Below are 15706 nucleotides of genomic sequence, written 5' to 3' on the forward strand. Positions count from 1 at the left end.
TGGATATACTGCCTCGCGGCATCAATAGTATTCAATATATTTATGCGCTACCAGTGATGTTACTCATTAATAAACTCAAATAAATAATAGATAGACTAGATCTATAAAAAAGGATAAAGAACATGCCAAGCTCTCTTAGTATCGCAACAGAGCGAATCAGTCAGATAAGCGATATTGCGACCAGTTATGTACAAAAAGATAAGTCGTTGTTTGATCATTTTATCCATAGCTATTACCAGCCGCTCCACCAAGAAACGGCAAAAGCCATCAGTAATGCTGATTTGGCAGGCATGGCGTTACATCACTTTACTTTGCTCAAAGCCTATGACCGCAGTAGACCACAACTGACTGTACTCAACCCTAAAGCGGAAGAGCAGCATTTTCACAGTTCGCACACAGTAATCCAAATTGTGGCGTATGACCGATCGTTCTTAGTCGATACGATTTTGATGAGTCTCGAAGCGGAGGGTATCGATGTACATCGTACTTACAATATCATTGTTAGCGTTGATCGTAACGATGATGGCGATATTACGCATATCGAAGGCGCACATGAAAGTGCCACTTCACATCTGTCTTTGATTCATTGCGAGATTGCTTATCAAAATGACGAAGATTTGGACGCGCTACAACAAATGCTATTGGCTAAAATCGATACGCTAGATACAGTCGTTGGTGACTGGACGCAAATGCGCTCGAAGCTGACAGATATTAAAGCAGAGCTGTCTACAAAACCATTGCCAGAAGTGTTTTATTCACAGCAAGAAATTCAAGCGTTTTTAGATTGGGTATTAGACGATCATTTTATCTTCTTGGGTTATCGTGAATACCGCCTAGAGGGTGGAAAATCTGTTGAAGTTGATACCGATTCTGTGGATTTAGATTTATTTGCCATTGGCAATAGTGGTCTTGGTTTATTGCGCGGTGCTGAAGAAGACAAATTGTCAGAAAGCTTTAGTCAGTTGCCTAAAGTGTTAAAGCAATTATTGACTGAACCACGCGTATTGATGCTATCAAAATCAAGCCGTGTATCACCTGTGCATCGTCCTGTATATATGGACTTTTTGGGTATTCATAAGTTTGATGATAACGGTAAATTGGTTGGTGAATATCGATTCATCGGTCTACTGACATCACAAGCGTATCAGCTTACCGTGCAGCAAATACCATTATTACGTGAAAAAGCCAATAAGATTATGGCCATGGCAGAGTTGCCACGTGACGGTCATGCTCATCATAAAATGATGCACGTGATTAACACGTTACCGCGTGATGATTTATTCCAAGCCGGTGTCGAAGAGTTATATCCTATCGTATCTGGTATTAGCCAGTTACAAGACAAAAAGAGCTTGCGTCTATTCAGCCGTATTGATCATTATCAGCGTTTTGTCTCGTGCTTGGTTTACATCCCACGTGACAAGTTCAACACTGAGCTGCGTATCAAAGTACAAAACGTGCTAAAAGATGCTTATGGTGGAACCTCATCAGGATTTACCACTGAGTTCAATGAATCTGCACATGCTCGTGTGCATGTCCATGTACGCACAGTGCCTGGTCAAGTGAACGACGTCAATACGACAGCACTAGAAGCCAAGTTGTCAGCATTGATGGAGTCATGGAGTGATGACTATCAAAGAGTACTGCTTGATAACGTCGGTGAGCAGCATGCCAACGCCTTAAACCGTCGCTTTTTGAACTATATCCCTGCTGCATATCAAGAGCGTTTCGATGCGCGTACAGCGGTTGAAGATACCAAGCGCTTGGCTGTATTGACCGCAGAGCAACCGATGATTTGGCACTTGTACCAATCAACGGGTGATGCAAGCAACCAGTTGCATCTAAAACTCTACGGTCGTGAGAAACCTGTCATTTTATCCAAAGTCCTGCCAATTCTTGAAAACTTTGGTGTGTCGGTTATTTCAGCACAAACCTATGAGTTTGATCTGCCAGAGCAACCGATTTGGATGCAAGAGTATGAGCTGACGCTAGAACATGTCGATACCGTTAACATGCAAGTGGTACGCGGTCAGTTCGAAGACAGTCTCAAGCAGATTTGGGCCGGAAAAGTTGAAAGTGATTCCTTTAACGAATTGGTATTAACGACCAACTTGGATACTTATGGAGTGGTGTTATTACGAGCGCTATCACGCTATATGATGCAAGCCCGCGCACCATTCTCTAGTAACTACATTCAACAAACTGTGGTAAAAAACAGCGATATCAGTGTGGCACTGGTCAGCCTGTTTGATGCTCGCATGAATCCGAAATACAATGAAGATGAACGCAAACAGAAAACGGCTCAGGTGCAAGAAAAAGTTATCGCGGCGCTAGCAGATGTAGACAGTCTCGATGAAGACCGTATCCTACGTTGGTACTTGGATTTGATTAACGCGATGGTACGTACCAACTTCTACCAGACTGATACCGACGGTCAGCGTAAAGATCGTTTGTCGTTTAAGTTTTTGGCAGCAGACATTCCGAACTTGCCTAAGCCTAAACCGATGTTTGAGATATTTGTATACTCACCGCGTGTTGAAGCTGTGCATTTACGTGGTGGCAAAGTTGCCCGTGGTGGTTTGCGCTGGTCAGATCGTATGGAAGATTTCCGTACTGAAGTACTGGGCCTAGTCAAAGCACAGATGGTAAAAAACGCAGTGATTGTGCCTGTTGGTTCAAAAGGCGGCTTCATCGTCAAAACCAAAACCATGGCGGATGGTCGTGAAGCATTCCAAGCGGAAGGTATCGCTTGTTATCAGACGTTCTTGCGCGGTATGCTCGATGTCACAGACAACATCGTAGACGGCGTGATTGTCCCGCCAGCCAATACAGTCAGACATGATGAAGACGATCCATACTTGGTTGTTGCTGCAGATAAAGGTACAGCGACTTTCTCTGACATCGCCAACGCCTTAGCAGCAGAATACAACTTTTGGCTTGATGATGCCTTTGCTTCAGGTGGTTCAGTAGGTTATGACCATAAAGCGATGGGTATCACGGCACGTGGTGGTTGGGAGTCGGTCAAACGTCACTTCCGTATGCGCGGTATGGACATCCAAAACCGTGATGACTTCACTGTCGTCGGTATTGGTGATATGAGTGGTGATGTATTCGGTAACGGTATGCTGCTATCAACGCATACCAAACTGGTCGCTGCCTTTAACCATCTACACATCTTCATTGATCCTAATCCAGACACTGCGGCCTCTTATGCTGAGCGCGCACGTTTGTTTGAGTTACCACGCTCATCATGGGCAGATTATGAAACCTCATTAATCAGCCAAGGTGGTGGTATATTCTCACGCCAAGACAAAAAAATCGCTATCAGTGCCGAGATGAAAGAAATCTTTGATATCCATGAAGACAGTCTCGCACCCAATGATTTAATCAGTGCGTTATTGAAATCGCCTGTTGATCTCATCTGGAACGGCGGTATCGGTACTTATGTCAAAAGCGCTAATGAGTCCCATGCTGATGTCGGCGACCGTGCGAATGACTCACTACGTATCGACGGCAATGAGCTTCGCTGTGCGGTGATTGGTGAAGGTGGTAACTTAGGCTTCACGCAGCAAGGACGTATTGAATACGCTCAAACGGGCGGACGCATTTATACGGATGCTATTGATAACTCAGGCGGTGTTAACTGCTCGGATCACGAAGTCAATATTAAAATCTTATTGGGTAAAGTGGTTGAGCAAGGTGACATGACCTTAAAGCAGCGTAATGAGTTGTTAGAGAGCATGACCGATAACGTGGCAGAGTTGGTACTACGCCAAAACTACCTACAGCCTCAAGCAATTGAACTGAGCCACATTCGTGCATCAGCGAACCTAAGCGATCATCAACGCTTTATTCAGATGCTAGAAGGCGAAGGACGTCTCGACCGTGCAATCGAATATCTGCCATCAGATGAAGAGATTGCCAAACGTCAAAAATCGAATGCTGGCCTGACCAATCCTGAGCTAGCCGTTGTAATGGCTTACGGCAAGATGTGGGTGTATGACAACTTATTGTCTTCTGATTTGCCAGATGATCCATACTTCATCAACGAGCTACGTAAGTACTTCCCTGATGAGCTAGCGTCACGCTTCTTTGATGAGATGACAGAGCATCGCTTACATCGTGAGATTATCAGTACTTATCTGACCAATAGCGTGGTCAACCGTTTGGGTATCGAAGCACTGTTCCGTCTGTTCGAAGAGACCGATCAATCACTAGCCACCATCGTGCGTGGCTATGCGATTAGCCGTGATGTCTTTGATGTGTCAAAAGCTTGGAAAACGCTTGAGTCGTTGGACAATCAAGTCGATGCTAAGTTACTGCTGAACCTTGAGCTACGCCTGCGTGACGCACTTGAGAGCGGTGTTGTGTGGTTTATCAATGCCTTTGGTCAAGACTTGCAAGTCGCTGACATGATTAGCCGCTTTAGTGATAGTGTTGAAAAGCTAACGAAACCAGGTGGTTTCATTGAGCAACAATTTGCAGCGTACTTGCAAGAAGATACGACCAGCCTGATGCAGGAAGACCTGTCTAATAGCGATGCTGCGTTGTTTGCTATGCTACCTTATCATGTGGATGCACTCGATGCTGCGCTGTTGGCAGAGCTGTACGAGCGTCCTGTTGATGAGATTGCAACGCTATACTTCGAAGCCTATCATGTCTTGCAGTTAGACTGGATGATGGACAACATCGCCACTTTACCACAGCAAGATTACTGGGATCGTCGTGCACGCCATGCATTGATGAATGAGCTGTCACGTAGCTTGCGTCTGTTGATGGATGCCATATTATCTAAACCGGATGCGAAACAAGCGTTTGGCGAGTGGCGCTCACGTCACTTAGATCATCTGGAATCTGTCACATCAGAGATGAGCAAGCTAGATCAGCTTCATGCTAATGATGCAGACAGTCAAATCAGCCTGTCTACACTATCCGTGTTGATGAGTGAGCTGAGTGGTTTAGTTACTAAGTAAGTAACTAAATGAGCGATTAAATAAATCGTTGACTGAATAAAATACTGTTTCAAAAAAACCACCGTTATTAATTAACGGTGGTTTTTTATTGTCTAATTAAACAAGAGTCAGAGTATTTAGCTCTTGATTACAGAAACTCTATTATGAAAAATCAGATTTAAGAGGCTTTTTCACCGACAACTCTCTGACACCCTTGACCGCTAATTTGGCTAAAGCCACCAGAGATTTTCTCAACCTTAATTTGGGTTAAGATACGGTCTTTTAATGCCTGCACGTGGGAGATAATACCAATTAACTTACCTTCCTGTTGCAAGCTCGTTAACGTATCGAGGGCGATATCAAGTGACTCTTCATCCAGTGTGCCGAAGCCTTCGTCCAAAAATAACGAATCAACGCGAATGTTGTGACTGGCCATTTGTGATAGCCCCAATGCGAGTGCCAAACTAATGATAAAACCTTCGCCACCGGAGAGGTTTTTAGTACTACGAACATCGCCACCCTGATAGTTATCAATCACATTGAGCTCAAGCGGATTGTGGTCGTCATGGATGAGTAGGTAACGGTCACTCATTTTTTGCAATTGCGTATTGGCATGACTAATCATAACTTCAAACGTTAACCCTTGAGCAAAGGTACGATATTTTTTACCATCAGCTGACCCAATTAGCGTATGTAGCTGCTGCCAAACTTGTAGCTTTTGTTTTTGCTCATCGATAGCCACGAGTTGTGCTACTTGTTCGCCTTTTTGATTGTCATTATCTTTGAGCTTTTGGTCAATTGCACCTATCTTCTGACTGAGTTGATCAATATCTATCTGTATTTGATGATACTCGCCAGCAAGCGTTTCTCTATCCTTATCTGTCATAGGAGCAGCAAGTTTTTGCGCTAATAATTGCTGAGTACTATCTAGCTGTGACTGCACCTGTTGCAAGGCATTGTCGATAGTCGATTTACGTATGTGTAGTGTGTCACGTTCTTCTTTAGGCAGGCGAGCACTTACAAAAGCAGCTTCGTCGACGAACTGTGAGTCTGATAGTAAATCAGAAAACTCACTTTGTTGCATATTGAGCGTACCAGTTGCAGATTGTAGTTCTGTTGCTAGCTGTTGCTGTCTAACCTTTAATTGTTCTAATGTCTGCTGAATGGTATCTAGCTGCCTTTGTGCCGTTACCTTACTAGTTTGAGCTTTATCGACCGCACTTCGTAATTGAGCCTCCTCAGCATCTACCTCTTTATCTGCAAAAAGCTTTTTTCTCTCTTGCTTTAATTGCTCGATAGTATTGGTTTTATTAGTAGTTAAGCGCTCTAATTCTTCGAGCGATTTTTTGTCATTGGTAAGCTGTGTTTGTTTGGCTTCAATCTGTGCTGTTAAGCCGCTTATCGTATTGGTTAGCTGCTGTTGTTTATTTTTTTGCTCATGGCAATATTGCTTTAACTGACTTAGGGCGCCACGCTGTTGACGCAGTCTTTCGATATGAGGGTCGTAGTCTGAGCTATCTACTACAGTCTGCTTAGTAACACTATTACTTAGTTGCTTAAGTGCATCTTGAATGTCTACTGCATTAAAAGCTATAGATAAATACTCTTTATGGTTATCTATAGGGTATTTATGCGCTAGAGATGAAACAGTGGTCATAGTAGGTGCTAATTCAGAGAAGTTGGCAGCGATACTTTCTTTAATACTCTCAATTTTCTGTGCATTAAGCTTAATATCAGTTGCCAAATTACTGATGTCGCGAATAAGTACTTGTTGCTGATTTTCATCGGTTTCGATTGTAGTACTAATATGTGCCATACGTTGTGTCAGCACATCGTATTGGACCATCATGGTTTGTAGAGACTGCTTATAATCAATCAGGTTATGTTTGGCGGAATCCAATACAGATAGAGAGCTGTCTACGTCAATCGAACCATTGATGTTATCCGTAATTTGAGTAAGCGGATGAATGGTCGCTGCAATGGATTCAGAGTAACTATTTTTATCATCAAGTAATGAGGCCAGATAAACATGAATATCAGTAGATAAGGTCTCTGTCTCTTGCTGTAACGGCGCTAATAGCTGTTGTTGGTTATTGAGCGTCTCTTTCTTTGTAGCATGTTCAATATGCAGTTTTGATACCGTCTGCTCAAGATTGTCTATAACAGTTTCTAGTGCCGCCATTTCCTGTTGAATATTTTGTATTTCAGACAGTTGGCTTTGGTTGGCATTGTCGTCGATATGATTGTCTAATAACGGATGGTGTTTACCATAAGGATGTTCATGAGCGCCACAAAGTGGGCAGGGCAATCCGTCTTGTAGTTCTGTTATATAGTCTTCAAGCTTAGCGACTTTCTGTAATAGATTTAGATGCTCTTGTTTGTCTTGGCGTTTGAGCTTGGTATTTTGAATGTCTGATTGATGACTGGTAATTAGTTCTTCTAAATTCGTTAACGCTTGGCTAAGTGCTGGTAGCGAAAGCGTGGTTGTTTTTATTTGGCTAGTAAGTTCAGACAGTCGTTGTAACTTGAAGCGAGCCTGCTCAGTTTGGTTATTAATTTGATCAACATGTTCTTGATCACGACGCATACTAGCCAGCGATTGTTTTTGGATGAGTGCTGCTTGCTGCTGTCGTACGCTGGCAAGTTGCTCACGCTGTTGTGTTATTAATGACGTATCAGCGTTTTGCTGCTTAGACAGTTGATCGAAACTTGCTTGTAGTTGGCTGGCTTGATGGTCATGTGTTCGTTTATTGGCAGCTAAGCGCACATTGTCTTCTAGCAATGCCTTTAATCGGCTACAGCTGCTATCAAAGGTTGCCGTATCTGTATCGAGATCGTTTACCTCTGGATAGTCATTAAAGTATTTTTCGATACTGTCAAATTGAGTCTTAGTATCCTGCTTTGTTTGTTTATGGCTAGCTATTTCTTGACGTAATTGTTGAGTATTATTAACCAGTACGCCTTTACGTTGATTGTCATGTGATAAAACATGAGCTTGCTGTTGTATATCAGCATCTAATTCACGCACCTTCTTAATAATGGGTAAAGCGGTTTGTAAGTTATCTATGGCGTTTTTTTCAAAAGTATTCGCCTCATTTAGATGAATAGAAGCTTGCCCGAGCGCTTCTTGCTGTGCCGGAATCTTATTAAGCAATTCCTGTTGTTCAGCATCCAATCTACTGACCATCTCTCGGCTATAGCACAGCGCACGAAACTGGCTGTCAATCTCTAAGGCTTTAGTCGCAATATTTAAGCGTTGTGCTTCTGGGATAAAGTCTTTCTGTGCCTGTTGCGCTGTTGCGAACTCAGTCTGATAAACCGAGAGGTTTTGTTGTAGTTGATAGACGCTATCCAGCCACTGTAGTTGTTCACTCAGGGTTTTGAATGTTTGTCGTTGTTTGATTTGCTGTTGATTCAGAGTGTCTAACTCTGTAGCCAGTCGTTTTTCATCTTCAATATTTAATAGGGATAAGCTATTAACGCCTGCTTGTAAATTGCCAAGCACTTCTTCCTCGGAGCGTTTTTTCTCGTGCACGTTTAACGATATTTTGGCATAGATGGCCGTACCCGTTATTTTTTCTAAAATAGCGGCTCTATCACCAATATCAGACTTCAAAAATGCGGCAAAACTGCCTTGTGCCAACATGATGGAACGAGTAAATTGATTAAAATCCATGCCGATTAAATCTTGGATATAGGCAGATGTTTTAGATTTTTTCTCTTCTAAAATAGCGCCTGTTTCAACATCAGTAATCTCATGCTTAATGGGTAATAAGTTGCCCTTAGCTTTTTTGTGGGCACGATGTTGATACCAATAGCATAGATAACGTTTAGAGTTTATTTCAATGATAACTTCTGCTGAGCATTCACCCGTACCTTGGGTCATTATCTCATTCGTTGAACCCGTAATATCACCCAATCTTGGCGTTTGACTGTATAGCGCTAAGCAAACGGCATCCAGTATGGTGGTCTTGCCAGCACCTGTTTGCCCAGTAATAGCAAAAATGCCCTCATTGAGAAAAGCGGGGTCACTAAAATCAATGTGCCATTCGCCTTTTAAGGAATTTAAATTTTTGAGTCGCAGTTCAATCAGTCGCATGGGCAGGTCTTATTTTGATATAGGGCAGTGTTGAAAGGTGAGAAAGCTAAAGGCATCAGTTATTAGCAATTAAAAGTTAGAAGCTATGTATGTTGAATAACTTATATTATTCGGCATGGCTATCTGCATGACGTAGGTTGTAGACGATTTGATCGTACGCATCACGCAAGGTTGATTTTTGCTCATCAGGAATACTATGAGCGGTTAAGCAACGCTCAAATACCTCTTCTTCATTTAGGTCTTGTAATGTCTCAGAAGTTTGCTGTTGGTTAAGGACTTTATTATAAGTTTGAGTATTCTTAATTTTTAATACTTCACATGGCAAGCCTTCTACCATGGCCTGAATATGCTCACGTAATTCACTAACAATATCATCGCCGGTATAAATAACTTCTAGCCAAACGGATTCTTTTGAATCAAGTGATTGAATGGCTTTATCAATAGACTGATGAATAGACGCTAAGTCACCTGAGACTTGTGCCAGTTTCTGAAACTTGGGAATGGGTAAGGCAACTACTTGCATCTGATTCAAATTATCGTGATGCATTATTTTATTGGTAGTGGTGGCAGGAATAGGCACTGATTGATTATTTAGACCTTGCTGAGCAGGAGTGTTTTCTGTGACAGTAATTTTTACAATATCATCATTATTCTCATTGGCTGATGGCTCATCAAAACCAAACAAGTCATCCATAAAAGGCGTTGCCTGATTTGTTATTTTTTTAGCGGTTTTTTCTACTGGCTGTTCAATCTTGGCCGTTTTAACATGAGAGGTTGTATTGATAAGCTGAGAGGTATTACTATCAGGCGTAACGTTTACCCCTAAGACTTCATTATCGAAGTTATCTGTGGTACCAAACTTTACTAGCAATACTTGTTTTTGTTGCTTGGCCTCTCCAAAACCCATGGCAATAGGGGAGCCTGAATAGCGAATATGCTCACAACCTCCGACCCGCTGCGGCACGTGCAAATGCCCAAGCGCAACGTAATCAAAGCTTTCATCGAACATATCAGCAGAGATTTTACCCAGTGAGCCGACATAAAGCTCGCGTACGCCGTCATCATCGGTCGTGGTACCGCCAGCGGCAAATAGATGCCCCGTCGCAATGATAGGAATATGCCGCTTATGTGCTTCGATAAGTTCAGATTGCTTGGATTTTGCAATGGCAGCCACTTCATCATAATGTGCACGAATACCTTTTATGACATTGGCATCTTTGCTATCCGCAGATTCGCCAACGCTACTACTACGCACATCGCGGTCACGCAAGTAAGGGACGGCAGCGATAATACAATGTGGCGAACTATTTCCATCATCCAAAATCAATACTTCGTTGTTTAAATCGTCACAGGCTGTACCAATCACATGAACGTTTAGGAACTTAAGCACCTGACTGGGTGCATCTAAAAAAGTAGGGGAGTCGTGATTGCCCGCGACTATCACCACGTGCTGACAGCATGATTTTGACACTCTACCTAAAAACTCAAAATACAACGCTTGGGCTCTGTTACTTGGTGTCATGGTATCAAAGATATCACCAGCAACGATTAATACATCGACTTTTTGCATGCTAATTGTCTCTTCAAGCCAGCTCAAAAACGCCTCGAATTCCTCATAGCGCATGCGACCATAAAGCCTACGACCCAAATGCCAATCTGAGGTATGTAGGATAGTTAATGGTCGAGTGGGCATTGAATTGGAAGTGGCAGGTGTAGACATAATTGCACTTAAAGACAGTTAATGGGAAGCTGTCATTCTAGCAAGAAAATCTATATTTTTCTGTATTTGGAGGGGTTATTTAACCTTATTTCCTACTGCAAAAATAATAATAACTAAATAAAAATTACAACCTTTTGTCTACCATAGGTGCTGTATATATTAAAATCGATACTTTAATACCAATGTGCTCATAGGCTGTTTAAAGTTCATAGCAGCACTGCATGTATTGTGAAGTGAATCAAATGTGCAGCGTCTATTATAGATTGTCATGATAAGACAAATTACGGTGTAAAAAAACAATGAAAAAATATATTATTATAATGTTCACTATAATTTATCTGTTGGGTTATATTGAGATCAGACGTAATCACTTACTTGTACATAGCTCAGGTTTTATTTCAAACTATGACGGGGTTAAACTTACTAACGGTCATAAAATTTCACCGGGTGATGTTGTAGGGTTACTACAGCCGCGCTTACTCTATGCCAGTTTTTTTGCTCATTTAATTTATAGGCCTTTAAGTATAATCGAAGAGAGATATTGGTATATGGTTGAACCAAAAGATGAAATTTGGCCCTATACACTTAACACTATTTTATGAGTAGCTACCGAAGCTAGTTACTCCATCGATCAATGATTTCATGACATAGAAAAGCCACGCTAATAACAATTAACGTGGCTTTTTGATTGCTAAGACAACAGTTAATCAATAATCAGTTGTTCCAAACCTTCTTCTTGCTGTGTTGCCAAACTGGAGATCATAGAGAGCGCATGTGCTTGCTGGTCTATCGATTGTTTTTCTACTTTACCTCTTGATCCTTCGCGTAACCAGTTCTTCGCTAGATCGTTACTGTTTTGATTGTGCTGCTGATTTTGTAGATTGTACCAAGCCAAATCATGATGTAGGGCGACCACATCTCCCATGATAAGTAGCGCTGGCGTTGGTAGTTGATTTTGCTCCTGTAACTCAACAATATTGGCAAGTGTGCCGGTTAATACTTGCTGATTGGGCATACTAGCATTGGATACGATGGCAATAGGAGTGCTATCAGCTCGTCCGGCATCAATCAAGCCTTCGGTCAAACGAGGCAAAGAGTGCAGACCCATATAGAAAACAACCGTCTCATCGGTATTCAAAAAGTTTTTAAAGTTACTGTTTGGTGCGCCAGCCTTTAAAAACCCAGTGACAAAGCGTACCGATTGCGAGTGATCACGATGGGTAAGTGGAATACCTGCATAGCTAGCAGCTGCGTTGGCAGCAGTAATGCCTGGTACAACTTGATAAGGAACGCTATGTGCCCGTAAGCTTTCAATCTCTTCACCGCCGCGCCCAAAGATAAAAGGATCGCCACCTTTTAGACGAACCACACGGCGACCTTCTTTAGCGCTATTTACCAACAGCTCATTGATACCAAGTTGAGCAACGGCATGATTGCTACGTTTTTTACCTACAAACACTTTGTCCGCATCACGGCGGCACAAATCTAAGACTTGTGGCGAGACCAAGGCATCATAATAGACAATGTCTGCTTGCTGCATCAGGCGTAGCGCTTTAAAAGTTAGCAGCTCTGGGTCACCAGGGCCTGCGCCCACAATATAAACCTCGCCAACTTGAATGGTAGTTTCAGCAGAGATATCATTGTCGACTACAGGAGTGGCTACCACAGTCGTATGGGTTGGTGATTCATTGGCACTGGCAACATTCGCAGCAATGCTATCTAAATCGGCTTGTAGCTGCTCAGTGGCTTGAACTTCATTACCAGCAAACATGAGCTCACTGACTTTACCTTCAAAAGCTCGCTCCCAAAACTGGCGACGCCCCGTTAAGGTAGGGATTTTAGCTTTTACCTCAGTACGGAACTCGCCTGCCAATTTGGCCAATTTGCCATAGCCTTGTGGAATCAACGTCTCAAGGCGGGCACGTAGCAAACGTGCTAGCACTGGTGCTTTGCCGTTAGATGAGATACCAATCACAATAGGGTTGCGATCAACAATGGCTGGGAATATAAAGTCGCATAAATGCGGCGTATCAACCACATTGACTGGAATGTTCAGTGCAGTGGCATCAGCATGGATTTGATGATTCAGCGTTTCGTCATCAGTAGCCGCAATAATGACGCGTGCGCCTGACATATAGGTGTTATTGTAATTTTCATAGATGAGCTGATGCTTACTATCATTGAGCAAGGATTGTATCTCATCACTAATAACGGGGGCAAGGATAGTGATTGCCGCCCCAGCACGACTAAGCAGATCCGCTTTGCGTAGCGCCACGTCACCGCCACCAACGATAAGCACTTTGCGGTCTTCTAATTTAAAAAATAATGGAAAAGTGTTCATAGCATCACCAGCAATTCATTCAATGTAAAATATACCACTATTATGAGGTATCGTGCGCGACGTCTCACGCAGTGAATTGGCATTAGTATATTCGTTTTTGATATGAGCGGTGTGATTTTTGATAGGAAAAGGAATAGATGAACCAAATAAAAAAATGAATACATCTGTATATAGCAATATTTTTTAAGGGTGTTTCATTGTTTAAGTTGTTGATAATGCTAAATCACATCGCGATACTTAGCAATCAAAGGTGGTAGAGGGTAAGTATGAATGAAGGTGGAATATTATAGCCAAAGCGATATACTTAAGTGCTCTGGCTATAACGTTTACAAAATGTTCGCAATCATATATGCAGTCTTATGCTAAAACCTACTCAAACTCACTGAGCATTTTAATCATACGTGCATCTTTTTGTTGCCAGATATCTTCTAACCAATCAAACATCATCTTTTTCGTGGCTTCATCACGGTCGTAACCACCATCCATAATCGCGGCAAACAGCTCATCAGGTATCTTTAGGCGAGTCACATCAACACCTAGACGACGGATATTACCTTTCCATAAGTCATCATAGTCAGGAGTGCCATCTGGATACACGATAGTGACATCTAAAATCGAATCTAACTGATCGCCTAACGCATTGATTGCCAATGACAGACCACCAGCCCGTGGTTTTAATAGATGCTGGTAAGGTGAGTCTTGTTTGTCATGTTTTTCTTTGGTGAAGCGCGTACCTTCTAGATAATTAAGTAGCGCAAAGGGTTTGTCTTTTAATTGGCGACACGCACGCTTAGCTTCGATTAAATTTTGTTTTTTAAGTTCTGGATTTTTTGCCATCGCTTTAGAAGAAAAGCGCTTCATCATTGGAAAGTCTAAGAAGTAAAAAGCTTGACCGATAACAGGAATATAGATCAAATTAAACTTGGTAAAGAACCGTGTCAAAGGCAATCTATCTTGGCTAATGTATTGCACGATACTGGTATCAACCCAAGACTGATGGTTGCTCACGAGTAGGTATTGTTTATCCTCGCTCAGATCGTCAGGCATATTAATACGCCAGTCTTTATGAGGCAACGCATGATTGATCACAGCGTTATTACTATTAATCCAGTACTTAGTAATCGCAATGAGTGCATCGTCGGCGTATTTTGACTTGGTTAATACTTTCGCAGCACCCAAAGTCCAAATAGGTAAACCAACGAAGATGCTGTTGGCAGTAAGGACGCTGGCACCAGTCAGAAAAGACGCAGCTTTACCGACAGGAGGCAATTTATCGTGGAGCTTTTCGTAGAGTGAGTCATTTTTTTGTATAGAGGGCATAACAAATATCCATATTGATGAGTGCGGTAAAACTATTACCAGTCTTGAGTAACGCGATGCGCGTGATTATCTGCAAAGATGGCAATTTCGTTCGTAATTGGGTGTGAAAGGGTTGGCTTAATGGAATGATGGCGCACAGCCCTCAAAGATAAACCATAGAATAACGTAATGTTATACCACAAGACGTTAAAAAAACGTTATTTATTCAATCGAATGCATTATAGAGTTGCCTTTTCTTATTAGCTTGCATACTAGAAACAGAAGAAGCTATGATACTAAAAAATCTAAGAAGAGTAATACTCCTAGATAAATATAAAACAACCGAAAATTAATTTTTTTAGCATTTGTTTGAAACTTAAGTAATTCATAATACAGCAATGAATTTTTCACGCGAATTGGTAGTCGACATGATTGTAGTGCTAATTTAAGGTGTTGAATATTATTTTACGTAGCGGTGCGCTGAGTTTGGCGTCTGCGGTATTTGGCATTCTTTTATTATTGGCTTTTGTACTGACTCATCAAATGAGCTGGTCCATTTCTGGTATCTATCGCTACGATATGTTGTTGGCATATGCTTTGGTTATTCAGGTTTTTTTAGTTTATTTTAAATTAGAAACACCGCGTGAAGTATGGGTTATTGCCATTTTTCATATTATGGCCATGGCCCTAGAGCTTTTTTTAACCCATCCCAAAATTGGCTCTTGGTATTATCCCGAACAAGCAATTTTTAGAATTGCCAATGTCCCGCTTTTCGCTGGTTTTATGTATTCGGCAGTGGGTAGTTTTTTAGCACGTGGCCTAAGACTGTTTAATGCATCCTTTACCAATTTGCCAAGTTTAATATGGGTAAGTTTATTGGTTGTTTCTTCTTATATTAACTTCTTTACTAAATTTTTTGTACCCGATATTCGCAATGCACTGTTCATAGCTTCAATAATTTTGTTCTGGAAAACCAGAGTTTTTTTTCAAATTAATCACGAAACCAATTTGCAATTACGTGATGCCAAACAATATCAATTACCTTTTTTACCATTACTATTGTTTCTAGCTTTTTTGATTTGGTTAGCAGAAAACATTGCTACTTTTGCAAATATTTGGCGTTATCCATCACAAGAAAATTTATGGCATATGGTAGGTTGGGGGAAGCTGGGCTCTTGGTATCTGTTGCTGATATTGAGTCTGGTGTTGGTTTTGGCAGTAATGGGGAAAAGAGATGCTAAAGGGAGTTGGCAGTTAATTTGATACTAGGGTGTGTTCTCAGTTTGAACAAGAACGAC

At 41.7% G+C, this 15706-nt stretch carries 6 protein-coding genes; 2 read left to right on the plus strand and 4 right to left on the minus strand.

Annotation, left to right across the window (positions count from 1 at the left end; translation table 11 throughout):
* Window positions 1–122 precede the first annotated feature (122 nt).
* Window positions 123–4970, plus strand: coding sequence for an NAD-glutamate dehydrogenase (locus JMW61_RS10975; RefSeq protein ID WP_201551224.1), 4848 nt, complete (start codon window positions 123–125; stop codon window positions 4968–4970).
* Between the two features lie 157 nt (window positions 4971–5127).
* Here JMW61_RS10975 and JMW61_RS10980 read toward each other — a convergent pair whose 3' ends face one another.
* From JMW61_RS10980 to JMW61_RS10995, 4 genes are all read right to left on the minus strand, one after another.
* Complete coding sequence (locus JMW61_RS10980; RefSeq protein WP_201551226.1) at window positions 5128–9048, minus strand: AAA family ATPase; 3921 nt, start codon at window positions 9046–9048, stop codon at window positions 5128–5130.
* A gap of 106 nt (window positions 9049–9154) precedes the next feature.
* Window positions 9155–10768 carry an exonuclease SbcCD subunit D C-terminal domain-containing protein gene (locus JMW61_RS10985; RefSeq protein ID WP_227687451.1) on the minus strand — a complete coding sequence of 538 codons (1614 nt, stop codon included), beginning with the start codon at window positions 10766–10768 and terminating at the stop codon, window positions 9155–9157.
* Between the two features lie 703 nt (window positions 10769–11471).
* Window positions 11472–13109, minus strand: coding sequence for a siroheme synthase CysG (gene cysG, locus JMW61_RS10990; protein WP_201551228.1), 1638 nt, complete (start codon window positions 13107–13109; stop codon window positions 11472–11474).
* Window positions 13110–13478: 369 nt separating this feature from the next.
* The gene (locus JMW61_RS10995) at window positions 13479–14429 is read right to left on the minus strand and encodes an acetyltransferase (RefSeq protein WP_201551230.1); all 951 of its coding nucleotides are present in this window, start codon (window positions 14427–14429) and stop codon (window positions 13479–13481) included.
* A gap of 429 nt (window positions 14430–14858) precedes the next feature.
* Here JMW61_RS10995 and JMW61_RS11000 point away from each other — a divergent pair, with 429 nt between their 5' ends.
* Window positions 14859–15671 carry a DUF817 family protein gene (locus JMW61_RS11000; protein WP_201551232.1) on the plus strand — a complete coding sequence of 271 codons (813 nt, stop codon included), beginning with the start codon at window positions 14859–14861 and terminating at the stop codon, window positions 15669–15671.
* Window positions 15672–15706 lie beyond the last annotated feature (35 nt).

The sequence above is a fragment of the Psychrobacter fjordensis genome (assembly GCF_904845995.1).
Taxonomy (GTDB): Bacteria; Pseudomonadota; Gammaproteobacteria; order Pseudomonadales; family Moraxellaceae; genus Psychrobacter; species Psychrobacter fjordensis.